Annotated in this window: 19 protein-coding genes and 1 pseudogene; 7 read left to right on the top strand and 13 right to left on the bottom strand. The window is 62.3% G+C overall.

The genetic code is table 11. The annotated features are described in order from the left end of the window. Positions 1 to 67: 67 nt before the first annotated feature. The 5 genes from L3X40_RS12570 to L3X40_RS12550 all read right to left on the bottom strand — a co-directional run bounded on the left by L3X40_RS12570 (position 68) and on the right by L3X40_RS12550 (position 6,271). Positions 68 to 769 carry a TonB family protein gene (locus L3X40_RS12570; protein ID WP_237365942.1) on the bottom strand — a complete coding sequence of 234 codons (702 nt, stop codon included), beginning with the start codon at positions 767 to 769 and terminating at the stop codon, positions 68 to 70. Between the two features lie 3 nt (positions 770 to 772). Next, on the bottom strand, positions 773 to 2,917 hold the full coding sequence (locus L3X40_RS12565; RefSeq protein WP_237365941.1) for a TonB-dependent receptor: 2,145 nt from the start codon (positions 2,915 to 2,917) through the stop codon (positions 773 to 775). A gap of 64 nt (positions 2,918 to 2,981) precedes the next feature. Beyond that, on the bottom strand, positions 2,982 to 3,383 hold the full coding sequence (locus tag L3X40_RS12560; RefSeq protein WP_174521655.1) for a hypothetical protein: 402 nt from the start codon (positions 3,381 to 3,383) through the stop codon (positions 2,982 to 2,984). A 75-nt stretch (positions 3,384 to 3,458) separates the two neighbouring features. Continuing rightward, positions 3,459 to 4,799: a ferredoxin reductase family protein gene (locus tag L3X40_RS12555; protein WP_237365940.1), complete on the bottom strand. Its 1,341-nt coding sequence runs from the start codon at positions 4,797 to 4,799 to the stop codon at positions 3,459 to 3,461. A gap of 413 nt (positions 4,800 to 5,212) precedes the next feature. After that, the gene (locus L3X40_RS12550) at positions 5,213 to 6,271 is read right to left on the bottom strand and encodes an AI-2E family transporter (RefSeq protein WP_067109789.1); all 1,059 of its coding nucleotides are present in this window, start codon (positions 6,269 to 6,271) and stop codon (positions 5,213 to 5,215) included. Between the two features lie 261 nt (positions 6,272 to 6,532). Between L3X40_RS12550 and L3X40_RS12545 the strand changes: the two genes are divergently transcribed. Continuing rightward, complete coding sequence (locus L3X40_RS12545; protein ID WP_237365939.1) at positions 6,533 to 7,039, top strand: hypothetical protein; 507 nt, start codon at positions 6,533 to 6,535, stop codon at positions 7,037 to 7,039. Between the two features lie 31 nt (positions 7,040 to 7,070). On the opposite strand, the gene L3X40_RS12540 is transcribed toward L3X40_RS12545, so the two are convergent. Continuing rightward, the gene (locus tag L3X40_RS12540; RefSeq protein ID WP_067109796.1) at positions 7,071 to 7,895 is read right to left on the bottom strand and encodes a class I SAM-dependent methyltransferase; all 825 of its coding nucleotides are present in this window, start codon (positions 7,893 to 7,895) and stop codon (positions 7,071 to 7,073) included. Positions 7,896 to 7,927: 32 nt separating this feature from the next. Continuing rightward, on the bottom strand, positions 7,928 to 8,878 hold the full coding sequence (locus tag L3X40_RS12535) for a homocysteine S-methyltransferase family protein (RefSeq protein WP_067109870.1): 951 nt from the start codon (positions 8,876 to 8,878) through the stop codon (positions 7,928 to 7,930). Positions 8,879 to 8,983: 105 nt separating this feature from the next. Here L3X40_RS12535 and L3X40_RS12530 point away from each other — a divergent pair, with 105 nt between their 5' ends. Then, on the top strand, positions 8,984 to 9,685 hold the full coding sequence (locus L3X40_RS12530) for a TetR/AcrR family transcriptional regulator (protein WP_199739997.1): 702 nt from the start codon (positions 8,984 to 8,986) through the stop codon (positions 9,683 to 9,685). A 196-nt stretch (positions 9,686 to 9,881) separates the two neighbouring features. On the opposite strand, the gene L3X40_RS12525 is transcribed toward L3X40_RS12530, so the two are convergent. The 3 genes from L3X40_RS12525 to L3X40_RS12515 all read right to left on the bottom strand — a co-directional run bounded on the left by L3X40_RS12525 (position 9,882) and on the right by L3X40_RS12515 (position 10,796). Continuing rightward, positions 9,882 to 10,286 carry a type II toxin-antitoxin system VapC family toxin gene (locus tag L3X40_RS12525; RefSeq protein ID WP_067109802.1) on the bottom strand — a complete coding sequence of 135 codons (405 nt, stop codon included), beginning with the start codon at positions 10,284 to 10,286 and terminating at the stop codon, positions 9,882 to 9,884. Continuing rightward, positions 10,287 to 10,541, bottom strand: a complete 255-nt coding sequence (locus tag L3X40_RS12520) for a type II toxin-antitoxin system Phd/YefM family antitoxin (protein WP_082797110.1) — start codon at positions 10,539 to 10,541, stop codon at positions 10,287 to 10,289. A gap of 72 nt (positions 10,542 to 10,613) precedes the next feature. After that, positions 10,614 to 10,796 (bottom strand): hypothetical protein, encoded by a 183-nt coding sequence (locus L3X40_RS12515; RefSeq protein ID WP_237365938.1) that lies wholly within the window; start codon positions 10,794 to 10,796, stop codon positions 10,614 to 10,616. 403 nt (positions 10,797 to 11,199) lie between these two features. On the opposite strand from L3X40_RS12515, the gene L3X40_RS12510 reads away from it, so the two are divergent. The 5 genes from L3X40_RS12510 to L3X40_RS12495 all read left to right on the top strand — a co-directional run bounded on the left by L3X40_RS12510 (position 11,200) and on the right by L3X40_RS12495 (position 12,392). Then, positions 11,200 to 11,382: a DUF3008 family protein gene (locus L3X40_RS12510; RefSeq protein ID WP_067109805.1), complete on the top strand. Its 183-nt coding sequence runs from the start codon at positions 11,200 to 11,202 to the stop codon at positions 11,380 to 11,382. Between the two features lie 16 nt (positions 11,383 to 11,398). After that, the gene (locus L3X40_RS22435; protein ID WP_311768329.1) at positions 11,399 to 11,554 is read left to right on the top strand and encodes a hypothetical protein; all 156 of its coding nucleotides are present in this window, start codon (positions 11,399 to 11,401) and stop codon (positions 11,552 to 11,554) included. Beyond that, the gene (locus L3X40_RS22430) at positions 11,547 to 11,720 is read left to right on the top strand and encodes a hypothetical protein (protein WP_338331143.1); all 174 of its coding nucleotides are present in this window, start codon (positions 11,547 to 11,549) and stop codon (positions 11,718 to 11,720) included. The genes L3X40_RS22435 and L3X40_RS22430 overlap by 8 nt, the downstream gene beginning before the upstream one ends. Positions 11,721 to 11,807: 87 nt before the next feature. Further along, a complete protein-coding gene (locus L3X40_RS12500; protein WP_067109808.1) occupies positions 11,808 to 12,047 on the top strand; it encodes a hypothetical protein in 240 nt (79 codons plus the stop codon). A gap of 72 nt (positions 12,048 to 12,119) precedes the next feature. Further along, positions 12,120 to 12,392 carry a hypothetical protein gene (locus L3X40_RS12495; protein WP_237365952.1) on the top strand — a complete coding sequence of 91 codons (273 nt, stop codon included), beginning with the start codon at positions 12,120 to 12,122 and terminating at the stop codon, positions 12,390 to 12,392. 110 nt (positions 12,393 to 12,502) lie between these two features. On the opposite strand, the pseudogene L3X40_RS12490 reads toward L3X40_RS12495, so the two are convergent. From L3X40_RS12490 to L3X40_RS12480, 3 genes and pseudogenes are all read right to left on the bottom strand, one after another. After that, positions 12,503 to 12,796, bottom strand: a pseudogene (locus L3X40_RS12490) (NADH dehydrogenase ubiquinone Fe-S protein 4); the annotation flags it as partial. 4 nt (positions 12,797 to 12,800) lie between these two features. Further along, positions 12,801 to 13,322, bottom strand: a complete 522-nt coding sequence (locus L3X40_RS12485; RefSeq protein WP_067109818.1) for an Hsp20/alpha crystallin family protein — start codon at positions 13,320 to 13,322, stop codon at positions 12,801 to 12,803. Between the two features lie 84 nt (positions 13,323 to 13,406). Continuing rightward, positions 13,407 to 13,880, bottom strand: coding sequence for an Hsp20 family protein (locus L3X40_RS12480; protein WP_237365937.1), 474 nt, complete (start codon positions 13,878 to 13,880; stop codon positions 13,407 to 13,409). Positions 13,881 to 14,067: the final 187 nt, after the last annotated feature.

Genomic DNA, 14,067 nt, shown 5'->3' with positions numbered 1-14,067 from the left:
CCAGGGGACGGCGCAAGACCATGACCGCATTTGCTGACCAAATCCTGACGCGCTGCGAACTCCAGCGCTAATTGAAATGGAAAGGCAGCGCGAAATCGAGTTCTTCCGCATCGAGACTTTCGGGCGGGCGCGGAAAGGGCGCTGCAAGACGAACCGTGCGAAGGGCGAGCCGGTCAAGCTGCGCGTTGCCACTGGACCGGTCGAGCGAGAGTCCGCGCAAATCGCCGCGAGGACCGATGGAAAAGGAAATCAGCGCCTCGCCCTCAAGGTGGAGGCCCGCCGGACGTCTGGCGGCAATCCATGCCCACAGCCGCCGGATATAGGTCTCGCGCGCGGTGCTGACCGTTGAAGACGCGGCCGGCGACAAAGCGGGGGCTGGAAGCGGCATTGCGACATTCAGCCTTGCAGGCAGAGGCGAAGCTGCGACCGGTAGCGCCAAGACAGGCTGATCGGAGACAGGCCGATCGGGCGGTGTCCGCGGCCCTTGCCGCTCGCGCGACGCTGGAGTTGTATTCGGGGGCGTCACCTGATTTGCCGGTCTGGGGGCGGCTTTCGGTCGGCGGACAGACGGCTGTTCGGTTTCGAGCGAAGGCAGCGCCATGATCGTGACCGTGACGGGCTCCTCCCGCCTTTCGGGGATAAGGCGCAGACTTTGGCTCCACAGGCCATAGGCCGCGAGAACACCTGCATGCAGGGCAAGCGACACGAGGAACCCGAAAGCCCTCGTATCGCTTGCCGGGGCCAGCCGGAACTTTGCGCTGGCGGCCATGCCTCAGAACTTCGCGGTCAGGCCGATGTTGAAGGAGCGGCCACGGCCCGGCACTGGCCGCAAGTCGCCGGTCGCCTTGTAATCGCCGAGCGACATGCCGCCCAGCGGCAGATCATAGCCCTTGTCGAACAGGTTCTGAACGTCCAGGCCCAGCCGATACTTGCCCCAGGCATAGCCCGTGCGAAGGTTGACGAGCGCATAGCCGTTCGTCCGGGATTCGTTGCGCGTGGCGTCGACCCGGTTCTTGTCCGCCACGACCGCCAGTTCGACCGTACTTTCCCAGCCGCCAAGCCGGTGCTCCAGCGCAAACGTCGCGTTGAACGGCATCTGATGGTAGAGTGACCCGCCGTCGTCCAGATTGCGCCCGCGCAGCCAGCTTGCCGTTCCTATCAATTTCGCGGTTCCGGCCGAGGACGACTGCCACAGCGCAAGCGATCCCGAGACATCGACGCCATAAAGCTCAGCGTCGCGGTTGGCGAAGCGAAGCTGCACAAATCCCGTCGGCATGCCCATCATATTGGTGAAATCAGCCAGCTTCACGACGTCGATATAATTGTGGACGCGCGTATAAAAGGGGGCGATCCTGAGCGACCAGCCATCGGCGGCGGCGCCTTTCAAACTGACCGCGGCGCTCACGGTATCGGCTCGTTCGGGCTTCAGGCCGGGATCACCGACATAGCCATTGCCATCACCGAACCAGCCGATCATCCGGCTCGACATCGAACCGCGGCCCCAGCTGTAGCGTTCATAGACGGTGGGCGAACGGCTCTTGCGCGCATAGCCCAGTTCCAGGGTCGCCTGCTCGCTCAGCGCATAACGGACAAGAGCCGTGGCGCTCCAGTTGCTGTCATGCCGCTTGCGATCCGCCGCGTTGAACGCGGTGGCCGCCATCGCGTCGGCCATGTTCATCATCGAGGTGGAATAGGGCTGGACCTCGCCGGTGTTCATCCAGACCTGATCGTTGCGCACGCCGATCAGCGTGGTGATTTGCGGCGTCCACTTCGCCTCCCACTCGGCGAAGGTGCCGAGCCGGTCGCGCTTCGCGCCGTTGATATTGATATAGGTGTTCGGCCCCATCATCATGTTGCCCGCGACTGCCGGCCAATAGTCGTTGAGCCATTGGTGGTGGAACTCGCTGCCGAGACGCAGCGTGTCGCGACTGGACAGCACTATGTCGCCCTTGAGCGTATAGCCGGCGCTGTGCGTCTCGGTGTTCATGGGCATGCCGCCGTTTGCGCTGCCGCCCTTGTCCGCGAGGAAATTCATCCGATGGTCGGTGTCGCGATAGAAGGCGCGCAGGTCCAGATCGCCCCAGTCGAAAGCGCCCTTCCAGTGGCCGTTCAGATACCAGGACTTATTGGAAGTCATGTCCATATACTGGTTCGCAAAGCCCTCATAGGGCGCGTACTGATAGCCGCCCTTCAGCTCGAACAGGCCGATATCGGTTTGCGCGGCGAGACTCAGCGCATGGTCCGTTTTCTTATATTCGGTCGAACGGACGATGCCGTCATGGTCGCCGCCTTTGTAATTGTCGGACTGGGTGAAGGAACCGGCATAGCTGAGGCTGAGCCGGTCGCTTGCCGCCGTGACCGAAAGCGCGCCACCGAAACCGTCACCATTGCTGCGATAGAAGGCAGAGAGCTCTCCCGTCAGTAATGTTTCGCCAGCTTTGGCGAACCGCGGTGTCTGCGTTTCGACGGAAATCGCCCCGCCGATGCTATCACCGCCCATGCTGACCGGCGTCACCCCGGTGATGACGCTGATCGCATCAATCGTCTGCGGATCGGTATAGGATAGCGGCGCATTCATCTCGTTGGCGCAGGCGATGTCGATCGGCACGCCATCGACAAGAACGGTCAACCGACGGATTTCGAGGCCCCGGATCACCGGCAGCCCGGAAAACCCGCCAGCGCTGTAGCTGCTGACCCCAGGCAGGCGGCTGATCACCGCCGTCGTATCGCTCGTTCCTGATTGCAGCGGCGCGATCCGGTCACGTGACAGGGTCTCGGATGACACCGGGCCGGTAGGAAGATCATCGGAATCGATCTCGATCGAAGGAAGGACCTGCGTGTCCTGTGCAAAGACGTTCGCGGCCGACAGGCCATAGAGTATTGCAGCCGCGCTTGCGGCTTTGGAAATGACAGACATGGAAATATCCTGATCCGGGCGCGCGGCAGTCCGCACGCCGTTGAAAAATGAACAGCGAAGAGGATCAGGCGGCTGTTGGCGGTCCTATTGGCGGAGGACGCAGGAATGGCGAGGCAGAGGGCAGCACGAAAGATACGGCAAGAAAGCCCATCGCCAGGATGAAGGCGATGGCGAGCGCCAGCAGGACCGGATCGGCGGCGGCGAGCGCCGGCGAGGACAGACCCGAGAAAGCGCAAGGCATTTCGGCCTGCTTGTGATCCGCAGGATCGTGATCGCCGGATTGACCGGGGATCTCCAGCATGGCCGTCTGCAGACCCTGGCCCGAGCAGAGCTGGACCAATATCGCACCGGACGAGACGGTCGGCATGAACCCGGCCGGCACCAGCACCTTCATCATGAGCGCAGCGCCGGCCAGCCAGACGGCCAGCCAGCGATGCCGGGCAAGGAAGGAACGAAGCGTGGTCACGGGAAGGGTTCTCTAGGAATCGGCTCTGCTGATGTCGAGATGACAAGTCGTATTTTTTGGATATATCGCCTTGGCTTAGCGCATCGCGAAGAGCTCCTGGTGGAAACGCTTCGCCACGGGGAAGCCCAGCGCTGCGAAGTCCCGGCGCAACATTTCACCAAAGCCGATGGGGCCGCAAAACCAGATGCTGGCCTCCCTCCATTCGGGCACGGTAGCGCGTATCCGTTCGCCATCGAGGCGGCCATCGCGCGTATCGATCAGAACATGCAGGCGAATATGGGCTGCCGCCGCATCCGCTTTCAGCTTGTCCAGCGCCTCCTCGTCAACTTCGGCCGTGGAGTAGAACAGATCGATTTCCGGGCGCGCTCCACCGGCGCTCTGGGCCAGATACTGCATTCGGGCAATGAACGGCGTGATGCCGATACCGCCGCCGATCCAGATCTGACGGGCGCAATCGTCATCGAATGAGAAGCATCCATAAGGACCCTCGATCCTGACCTCCTGGCCGACATGCAGTTTTTCGGGCAGGCGGCGCGTATGATCCCCCAGTCCCTTGGCAATGAAGGTGATCCGCCGCTCCTGCTCGCTCCAGGCGGACGCGATGGTATAGGGGTGCGGTCCTTCGGCCGGGTCCGACACGGCAAAGGCGAACTGGCCGGGTCGGTGGCCCGGCCACCCCTGCTCCACGTCGAGCGTGGTCTCGAGCGCCCGCACGCCCGGATAATAATGGATGGCGGTGATCCTGCCCGACACCTGCCGGTTCCGGCCTGCGCGGCGCAACAGAACGAGTATCGCCGCCCATGTACCGTAGGAAAGCAGCACCGCCAGCGTGAGGCCGAACGGAGACATCCAGTAACCGAACGTCGTCAGGACCACGGCGTGGAAGACCAGAACGAGATAGACCAGCGCCAGAAACCGATGCGTCCGGTAGAAGAAGCTGTAGGGAATACGCTGGATGAGCGCGACCGCGATCAGCGCAACCACGGCATAAAAGGCCCACTCGCCCAGGCCCTCCGCCGTGTGGCGGAGATTGGCGAACAGGGCTTCGACAGGATTGCTTGTGGGCGGTTGCGGGCCACGCGACGGTCGTTCGAGCCAGCCCCATCCCACGGCCCATTTCGGACCCTTCGCCCACAGCCAGTGAACGATTGCCGTGACCAGTGCCGCAATGCCGAGCCATTTGTGGATCCGATACATCTTGTCCAGCCCGCCCAGCCAATGCTCAGGCCAGCGCGGGCGGATGGCGAGGATCATCGCGACGCTCATGCAGATGATCGCCAGGACACCGCTATACTGCACCGCTGCGTTGCGGATCGCGAAAAAGCCGGATGACCGGAATACGGAAAGGTCCGCCAAAAGCCACAACAGGGTGACCATGGCGGCCAGGCCCCAGAATGTAAGTCGCAGGTTGCGCATTTTGATCCTTGCCCGGCCTTTGTGCCAATTGTTCACTTCACCCTGTAGCGATCGGGCCAGCTTTGGGATTGATTTCGGACAAGAAGCCAGGGGCGTCTTGCTCGGCGCATGCGAACATCGCCGCCAAATCTGACGGGAACCTGACGAGCATTACCCGATATTCGATATTGTCAGGCCTCTCAGCGTGACAACGCCGCATATTCAGGCCCAGGCTGGATGACGCTTTCCGACCTCATGCCTTCAGGGGGCGATCTTCCTCTTTGAGATCGGGATCAGCTCTCGAGTCCATCGCCAAAGATCAGCCAATGAGGCGAAGGTGTACCCTTGGCTCCTTCCTCGGCATAAGCGCGAAAATACACCACCGTGCAGAGCTTAGGCCGTCTGATCGATGAGGGAGCTGACGACTATGTCGATCAGGGGGACTCGTTGCGCCGGACATGATCCGCCGCCTTGCCGGCCATGCTCCAGACGGTGATGAACATGGCGGCGATGACGGGACCGATAATGAGCCCGTTGAAGCCGGCGACCGCGATACCGCCGAGCGTCGAAATCAGGATCAGCGGATCGGGCATTTTGGTTTCCCGGCCGACGAGGATCGGACGCAGCACATTGTCGACCGTGCTGATGATGAGGGCGCCGCAGGCAATCAGGATCAGCCCTTCCGTTATCGATCCGGTGAAAAGCAGGTACAGCGCAACCGGAACCCAGACTATTCCCGTCCCCACTGCGGGGATCAACGACATCGCGCCCATCAGCGTGCCCCACAAGGCCGCTCCGGGAATACCCAACAGAGCAAAAACCACGCCCCCAATCATGCCCTGGGCCACGGCGACGACAAGCGATCCCTTGATCATCGCCCTGATGACCTGGACGAAACGCTCGCTCAGGGCATCATAGAACTCGCGATCGAGCGGTACGGTCGTCGCGATCTTTTCGGCGAGGCTTCGCCCATCCCTGAGCAGAAAAAAGGTGAGGTAGAGCGTGACGCCGAAGGCAATGACCAGAGCGGCCGCCGATTGACCGAGGCTCAAGGCCGCGGACGACAGTGACGACAAGGCGCCGGTCAGAACCCGGGATATCGTCCCGGCCGCGTCAGACGCCCCGCCCAAGGCCGACTGCAACATCGGTTGGGCCCAGTCCGGTGCGGCCGCAAGAACCTTCTCAACGAAGCCGTTGGGGTTAAACCCGCTGGCGGAGACATTCTGATACGCATGAACTGCTTCGTTGAGGACGAGCGAGGCCAGCAGGATCGACGGAACGATCACCAGCGCGATGATGACGAGCAGCGTCAAGAGCGACGCCAGGCCATCCCGACCGCCAAAACGGGCCGACAGGCGCTCCTTCATGCCGATGAACATGATCGCGAAGATAACGCCCCACAGGACAGCGCCCGCATAAGGGCTGATCACCCACAGAAACGCCGCCGACACGGCAACGACGACCAATCCGAAAACAAAGCTGTGAAGTCGCATGATATTTGCCCTCGGACGGTAAAGACACGTCGAACAGTACACGACCGACGTGCACCGCTGATCAAGGAATAATGTGCGACGTCCCGACATCCTCGCAGGGAATGAAAACGTGACGACAGCCAGGCAGTCGGGACATCACGGCGAGCCTGACCACCAGCCCGCCGCAGCGCAATGACACATTGTCTTGCCGCTGCAACATGACCGTCCTAGCTTATTGACCGGAGCAATCAGAAACAGGGGATCTTACGATAGGAGGTCGCCTTGTTCCACGCGAGTCCCATGATCGCCGCAGCCCCTTGGGCTCCCGAATCGCTCGTCGTCGATGCGGTGCGTTGTTGGCGTGAGGCGATTGACCGCCAGCGGCCGGTCCTCCCGACCTTGTTTGCCCGACTCGAAACCCATCATGCCGGATTTCTCGCCCCCGCCATTGCCGCCTTGCTCGCCGTTCATGAGGCCTGGTTGGGTCAGCGTTTTCGTGCCGGTGAGCCGGCCAGAGCCGATCTCACTGAAGACGAAAGGCGCCTGTTCACGCTGCTCGAGACAAATGCCCTGCCCGCAAGAGAAAAAGCCGCCAATCCCGGCCTTGCGGGGCCACTGCATGTTGCGCTGCGTTCGACACGGATCCTGATACGGCGCGTGCTTGGCAGGGACATCGGCCACTTTAGTCCATCGGCTTGTCACGCGCCCATCTTCCTTGCGTCTCCCGAACGCGCCAAAGGCAATGCCCGCACCTCATGCGGAGGGGCAGCGGATCAGGCTTTCGCCTGAGCAGGCCCTGGGTCGGCCACAACTCGTCATTTCAGACTCGGACTGTCACCTTGAGGTAGGTCGCGGGGATTTCCGTTGAGTCTGCGCCGCCGCGATTTTCGCTGGCGAAAAGCTTTTCCAGTTCCGCCTGCAGATCGTCGCGCCGGCCATCCTTATCGGCCGCGTCGAACGCGTTCATGGTCGGGCCGTAATAATCGCGAAACACGGACAGGAACGCCGATGACGGCCCTGCATAGCGGAACGTGTAAGTCGCACGCTCGCAGGCGATGTTTTCCCGACCGATGCCCGCCGCGCCGAAGCGCTCGTTGACCTGATCTTCCAGCCCCCAGCTGATCGGGCTGACGAAGCCTTCCGGCGGTGGCGGGGTGTAGGCGGCGCAGATCTGCAGGATACGGGCGACGAGCGTCGGGTCCCCGGGTATCCAGTTGCCCATGACGATGCGTCCGCCCGAGCGGGTCACGCGCACCATCTCGCGCGCAGTGTCGAACGGCCTGGGGGCGAACATCGCGCCAAACATGCTGACCACCAGATCGAAACGCCCGTCGGAGAGATCATCGAGCGACGAAGCGTCGCCCTGCTGGAAATGAAGATTGTCCAGTCCCGCTTCACGGGCGCGACGAATGCCTGCCGCAACCAGGTTCGAGGCGATGTCGACGCCAAGAACCCTGGCGCCTCGCCGCGCGGATGGCAGGGCGGTTGTCCCGTCGCCGCAACCAAGATCGAGGACGTCCATCCCGGGGCCAACATCCAATGTGGCGATGAGCGCGTCTCCGCTGTCCCGCATGGTTGCGGCGAGGCGGGTGAAATCACCCTTCTCCCACAATGCCCTGTTCGGATTGATGATCGTATCTGTCATGGTCAGAACCTCTCATTTTCGAAGGCGGCGGTTCAGTTCGTGGCCAGCAGGCACTCGCTGGCGATAGCCTCGACGTGCCGGTGATCGGTCCCGCAACAGCCGCCAAGGACCTGTATCTGGGGGTGGCGAGCACGCAACGCCCGATAGCGCAGCGCGAGGTCGCGGGGGTCGCCGGCATCCAGCGCGGTCATCGCGTCGAGTTCGGCATGGCTGCAGCGCGATGCATTCGCCCGGATGCCCCGGATGCGCGCCACCCAATCCGCGTCCTCATCCAACGTCGTCGCGAAATGCTCCGGATGTGCGCAGTTGATCATGTAATAGGCGGGATAGTCCTCGGTCGCCGCGTCAACCACCTCAATGGCGGCGCCGAGCGGATCGCCTGTCGGCAGGCGCCCATCGGTTTCGACCGTGAAGGACAGGACGAACGGCCGGGCAGTAGCCGCCGCTGCGCGGGTGATGCCGATCGCCTCGTTCACATTGTTCATCGTGAACGCCGACAGCATGTCCGGCCGGGCGGAAGACAGGATCGCGGCCTGATGGCTATGATAGTCCTCTGCCTCGATGCGGCTCATGATCCGGCCCGGATCATAACCGTCTCCCCGAGGCCCCATGCATCCGCTCACCAATATGGGGAAGCCATGGGGTTCAAACGCGTCACGCAATTCATGCAGCAGATCGACCGAGGCGACATTCAGGGCATCGAGTTCCGCTGGCGTCAGGCCCAATGGCACTGCCCAGTCGGGGCTTGCACGCCAGCTCACGCTCTCCAGCACGAAGCCCGCGCCATGCCGCGCCGCCAGTTCCAGATAAGGCCGGTAATAGTCCTTCAACGCCTGCCGGCCGCTTTCGGTCCGCAGAAGCGAGATCGACGCGAAAAACGGCAGGTCGATGCCGTGATTATAGATGAGATCCGTTTCGAGGCCCGCATCGGTGAGGAACAGCCGGTCGAATGGCGGAAGCGGTGAAAGGGTATGAGGGCGCATGATCCACTCCATTATCCTGTTATGCGCCCAATTTTACGCGCGGCAATCCGGCCAATCTACCGGGCACAGGGTCAGCTATGGTCGAATGGCGGTAAGGCCCGGTATATGCTAACAAAGTGCATCCGCGACATCACCCGAGTGACTGCCATGTGCCCTGCCGCGCCCCGGCAAACTCTACCTTCGGTACAGTTGTCGACCCGCAAACGGTCGCAAACGCACGAGCGGCTGCTCGACTTTGCCTATGACGCGATCATCCAGAAGGGCTTCGCCGCGACGTCGATCGAGGAACTGGTCGAGGCGGCCGGGATTACCAAGAGCGGATTCTTTTATCATTTCAAGGACAAGAATGATCTCGCGCGTCAGTTGCTCGAACGCTATCTGGCGGAGAGCGAGATCGTGCTGGACCAGCTCGAGGTTCGGGCGAGGGAACTTCATGACGATCCCCTGCACGCCTTCCTGATCTTCCTGAAACTATATTCGGAAATGGTCCGCGACATGATCGCGCAGCATCCGGGCTGCATCGTCTCCACGCTGACCTACCAGGACCGGCTGTTCGACGAGACCGTGGTGCGCCTCAATCGGGAGGGAATGCTGGCATGGCGCGCACGGTTCCTGCGCTGGCTGGAAGAGATCGTCCCGGTGCATCCGCCGCGCGTCGCAGTAGACATCTCCGACCTCGCCGACCAGATGACCGTCATCGCCGATGGCAGCATCATCATGCAGCGGGCCTTGGCCGACCCTTCGATTTTGGAGCGGCAGGCAATGCTTCATCGGTCGATGGTACGGCGCCTGTTTCTTGACAACTGATCTGAGCGGGTAATGGATAGCCTCCAGTCAGGTTCTCTCTTTTGTTCGGGAATGGCGAAGTCACCCAGGTGCACGTCCACAAGCAACCCGAAGGGAGACCCGATCTAGAGATTCTCGAGATGAAGGATCTGGGCGACAACGTGTTCTATGGAGGCTGGCCAGGCGCTGCGTATGCGACAGGATCAAGGCTTGCAGGTCACGATCCGAACGGATTGAATAGCGGCACTCCAAAGGCCGTGAAATCAGTTGTGTTGCGCGTGACGACAGTGAGGTTGTGGATCTGCGCGGTCGCTGCGATCAGCGCGTCCTCATAAAGATGGTCTGGTTGGCGATGCATGAGCTTCGCCCAGAGCCTGAAGATCGCCACGTCGGCAGACAAGATGTTCCATACCGACGCCAGTTCATCAGCCCAGGCTTCGATCTGCGCCGCCCGAAGTGGATCCTGCGTCCGCGTAATCTCGATGCCGGCCTGAATCTCTCCCAAGGTGACCGCCGAAAGGTAAAGGTCGGCATCCTCCTGGGCTTCCAGCCAGGCAAGCACGGCGCCGTGGGGACGAGCACGACGAAGCTCCGAGACGATGTTGGTGTCGAGAAGGAACATCTACAATGCTTTGGCAACGCGGCGCTTACGGGCACCCCGGGCAGGAATCGCAAGGTCGCCGCGTTCACGATCCGAAAGGAGCAATTGCTTAAGCGTGGGGCGCGAGCGTTGTTGAATTCGATGCCATTCGGCCGCAGGCACGAGCACCGCCGTTTCGACACCTCGCTTGGTGACCATTTGCGGGCCCTGTGCGGCACAAGCCGCCAGCAATTCGCTGAAGCGTGCTTTGGCATCCTGTACAGGCCACGACTTCATCTCAATTCTCCTAACAGACTAGTTATATGACTAGTCTTTGGTCATATTCAAGACCGCCCCGCGGGTTATATTTCAGGAAACGGGCTCACCATCGGCAGCATAGACCCGGCTCCGGTGATATTCGTGGTCGCCCGCCTCGTCGACAAGATAGCCGGACACCTCTTCGGCATAGTCCGCCTCAAGCACGCCTGCAGCACCTGGGATTAGGCGAACGCCAAAACCGTTGGCAAAGAGAAGGCGATCAGCCTCCTTCATCGCTTCATTCTGACCATGGGCGGTAACGCCCAGTTTTGACGCGGACGGTGGCATAGACGTGAACGAAATGGGTTGGAGCGGACATGCTGATCTCCCTTGTGGGATGCAAATGATCATGTGGCGACAGGCTCAGTGTTGTTGCTCCCTAAAGGTCTGACAGACCCTCATGGGTTGGGCAGTCGATAAATTCGCGCCCGATTTCGGGCCACAAGTCCGCAGCGGCCTCGCACACAGGCTCGATCTGGAGCCGCGCCAGCGCGTCAGGTCCCGCGAAAGGAGCAGCCGCCCCGGCTCCAGCAAGAGGATGAAAGCCTGAACCGGAAATGACGATGACGGTCGCCTCCTCGCTACCGGGGCAACGCGTTGACCGTTCGCGCGTTGAATCACGCGAAGGAGACTGCCCATGCCCGCCACGTCAAAGGCCCAGCAGAAAGCCGCCGGCGCCGCGCTCGCTGCAAAGCGCGGCGAACAGCCGAAATCCAAGCTCAAGGGGGCGTCCAAGCAGATGGAGGAATCCATGACGGAGAATCAGCTCGAGGAGTTTGCGAGCACCAAGCGCAAGGGACTGCCGGCCAAGAAAGGCTGAGCGCCTTCGCGCAATCATGGATTATCCCGTTACGCCGGACGGACGCTATTTCGTTGTGCGCGGACGGCTGTGGCGAATGTCGAACCCGTCGCTCCACCCCGATACGCGCCACCGGCTGGTCAAGGAGCTGATGACGGCGCGGCGAGCTGTAGGCGTCGCCAAGCGTGGGTGACGCTGAGGCCGAGGCTGATGCCCATGCGTCAGTCGATGAAGCAAAGCGCGCGCTAGGTGAACGCGGGCCGGTCTGGTGGAGTGACGGCGCCCCGGATTTCAATCGACATATGGCGCGGACCGCGCCTTACGCTGAATGGTTCGACAACCTTCCCAACGCCTCTTGATAGAGCGCTGATCAATTCCAAATCTTGTTAGGCCGACCCCGTCGGCCCTGGATCAATGCAGCGACCTGAAACGAAAGGAGGCCCATCATGTCGCAGCCTGTTTCCCGATTTCTTCACCCTTTTGATATCGCCAAGCATCCCAGCCTCGAGCCGGAGGTGAAGCGCGCCATCCTCGCATCCTGGGCGTCCGACCGCGTGGCGGTCGAGAACCAGCCATCGCTGAGGAAGCCGCCCGGCTTCGACAAACCCGTCCGCCTCGATGATGTGCTCGCGGCCATGCGCACACTTGACCAAAAGGGGCGCTCGGGCGGCCAGGCCACGCAGTGAGCCAAGGCATCAGGCAGCTGGCGCGAGCGCGACGGCCGGACCATCCAGATCCGTCTGCCCTTTGCCGACATCATGGAATTCGCGCTGGCGCTGCTGTCGCTATCACCGGCCGAGCTGGAGGCGCTGGGCTGGACCTTCGCCGATCGCAAGCGCCTGCTCGATCACTTCGTGCGATCGGGGAAAGCGGTTCAGGGAAAGCCGTTGGACGAGATTGACGAGGCGACCGTCACCTTGCGCCTACCGCAGCGTGACGTGATGCGATTGCAGATTTTCGCGCGGCGAGAATTGCCGAAGGCGGCGAGCAACGCGGCCATGATCAACCGGGTGCTCGCCGCGATCGGATAAGCGCCGCAGCAAAGCGCATGCGGGCCGGACGGCCAGCAGCACAGCATCGGCGCCGGGTCGGCGGGGAGACGCGGCCCATTGGGCAGACGGGAAGAATGGCGAACGCAGCGGAAAGCCAGGCCCTCGCGTGCACAATAATTCTCGGCCGACTCGCGATCGGGAAACCGCAGCTCGATCGTTTCCAGCGGATCACCGCCGCCTGTCCAGCCCGTCAGCGGATCGATCGTGGGTGCCCAGCGCGCCTTGAAGCGGACCCGCCATCCGCGATTCCGGCGGCCACCCTGGTTGGCGGCCACCGGGAGCGGTTCGACAATCGCCTCGGCGTCTGCGGGAAATGCGCTCCCCCAAGACGAAAGGCGCTGATAGTCATTGGCGAGCGGCCCAGGACGCAGGTCCCGGGCCATGTCGTCAAGCCGCCTTGCCATTGACCGGAATCCGGCGAACATTCTCGTTCGCCGCCTCCGACCTGGGTAGCGTGACGGTCAGCACGCCGTTCTTGAAGGTCGCCGCCGCCTTGTCGCGGTCGATGCCCTGCGGCAGGCCGATGCGACGTTCGAAGCGACCATAGCTCCGCTCCGAATAGCCGCGCTCCTTGTCCTCGACCTGCGCGCGCTTCTCGCCGCGCAGCGTCAGGACGCCGTCCTCGACGGTGATATCGACGTCCTTCTCGTCGAGACCGGGAAGTTCGGCGGTAACGCGGATCTCCGTGTCGGTCTCGCCAAGCTCGACATGCGGCCAGGCAAGGTCACGGCCGACACCGCCGAAGCCGGGTATGCCGAAGCCGCGGAAGACATCGTCGAACAGGCGGTTCACCTCGCGGTGCAGCGACAGCAGCGGGTGATGGTCGGGCTCCTGGTCGCGCTTGGCGCTGACCGGAACGGGAAGCCGGTTTTCCTGCCGGCTCCAGGGTATGAGATCACGAATGGCCATGATGGTCATCTCCTTTCTGGCTGGAATGGATCGTGGCCTGCCGGCCCGCCAAAAAGGCGGGACCGGCAAACCGTGGGTCAAGGATCAGGCCGCTTCGCGGGCCTTGTCCTTGGGCGCCTCGATGCGGTCGTTGGCAGTCGTGCTGCCGGCGATCGCGATCTTGCGGGGCTTCATGGCCTCGGGGACGACGCGCCTGAGCGCGATCGAGAGCAGACCGTTCTCGAAGCGGGCATCGCCGGCCTCGATGAAGTCCGCAAGCTGGAAGCGCCGCTCGAATGCACGCGCCGCGGTGCCGCGGTGCAGATATTCCCCCTGGCCGTCGTCCTCGGCACGCGTGCCGGTGACGGTGAGCAGGTTCTGCTGGGCGACGACCTCGATATCTTCGGGTCGGAAGCCCGCGACCGCGAGCGTGATGCGGTAGCTGTCCTCGCCATCCTTCAGGATGTCGAAGGGCGGATAGCCGTCATCCTCGCGAGCCCCTGCCTCGAGCAGGTTGAACAGGCGATCGAAACCGACCGTCGAACGCCGATAGGGTGTGAAGTCAAATGCGGTTCTCATTTCCAAATCCTCCTAATGAAGCGATCTGGGCATGAACTGCGCCGGAACAGAAAGAGCCGGCGCCCTCTATGTCCAGCCGGACCCGAACAGCGGCGCCCGGTATGATTTAGCTAAGGCGTGTGGACATTTAGCGCATAGCGATCTTCAGGGCCGCAAGGTTGATCATGGCGCGGTAGCTCTGATCAGT

The organism is Rhizorhapis sp. SPR117 (assembly GCF_021742065.1).
This window is presented reverse-complemented; position numbering and strand designations above follow the sequence as displayed.

What these genes read in the sequence shown, in the direction of transcription:
- L3X40_RS12570 (WP_237365942.1), bottom strand. Translation starts at nt 769, where the DNA reads ATGGCCGCCAGCGCAAAGTTCCGGCTGGCCCCGGCAAGCGATACGAGG.
- L3X40_RS12565 (WP_237365941.1), bottom strand. Translation starts at nt 2,917, where the DNA reads ATGTCTGTCATTTCCAAAGCCGCAAGCGCGGCTGCAATACTCTATGGC.
- L3X40_RS12555 (WP_237365940.1), bottom strand. Translation starts at nt 4,799, where the DNA reads ATGCGCAACCTGCGACTTACATTCTGGGGCCTGGCCGCCATGGTCACC.
- L3X40_RS12550 (WP_067109789.1), bottom strand. Translation starts at nt 6,271, where the DNA reads ATGCGACTTCACAGCTTTGTTTTCGGATTGGTCGTCGTTGCCGTGTCG.
- L3X40_RS12540 (WP_067109796.1), bottom strand. Translation starts at nt 7,895, where the DNA reads ATGACAGATACGATCATCAATCCGAACAGGGCATTGTGGGAGAAGGGT.
- L3X40_RS12535 (WP_067109870.1), bottom strand. Translation starts at nt 8,878, where the DNA reads ATGCGCCCTCATACCCTTTCACCGCTTCCGCCATTCGACCGGCTGTTC.
- L3X40_RS12530 (WP_199739997.1), top strand. Translation starts at nt 8,984, where the DNA reads ATGCTAACAAAGTGCATCCGCGACATCACCCGAGTGACTGCCATGTGC.
- L3X40_RS12525 (WP_067109802.1), bottom strand. Translation starts at nt 10,286, where the DNA reads ATGTTCCTTCTCGACACCAACATCGTCTCGGAGCTTCGTCGTGCTCGT.
- L3X40_RS12520 (WP_082797110.1), bottom strand. Translation starts at nt 10,541, where the DNA reads ATGAAGTCGTGGCCTGTACAGGATGCCAAAGCACGCTTCAGCGAATTG.
- L3X40_RS12515 (WP_237365938.1), bottom strand. Translation starts at nt 10,796, where the DNA reads ATGAAGGAGGCTGATCGCCTTCTCTTTGCCAACGGTTTTGGCGTTCGC.
- L3X40_RS12510 (WP_067109805.1), top strand. Translation starts at nt 11,200, where the DNA reads ATGCCCGCCACGTCAAAGGCCCAGCAGAAAGCCGCCGGCGCCGCGCTC.
- L3X40_RS22435 (WP_311768329.1), top strand. Translation starts at nt 11,399, where the DNA reads ATGGATTATCCCGTTACGCCGGACGGACGCTATTTCGTTGTGCGCGGA.
- L3X40_RS12500 (WP_067109808.1), top strand. Translation starts at nt 11,808, where the DNA reads ATGTCGCAGCCTGTTTCCCGATTTCTTCACCCTTTTGATATCGCCAAG.
- L3X40_RS12495 (WP_237365952.1), top strand. Translation starts at nt 12,120, where the DNA reads ATGGAATTCGCGCTGGCGCTGCTGTCGCTATCACCGGCCGAGCTGGAG.
- L3X40_RS12485 (WP_067109818.1), bottom strand. Translation starts at nt 13,322, where the DNA reads ATGGCCATTCGTGATCTCATACCCTGGAGCCGGCAGGAAAACCGGCTT.
- L3X40_RS12480 (WP_237365937.1), bottom strand. Translation starts at nt 13,880, where the DNA reads ATGAGAACCGCATTTGACTTCACACCCTATCGGCGTTCGACGGTCGGT.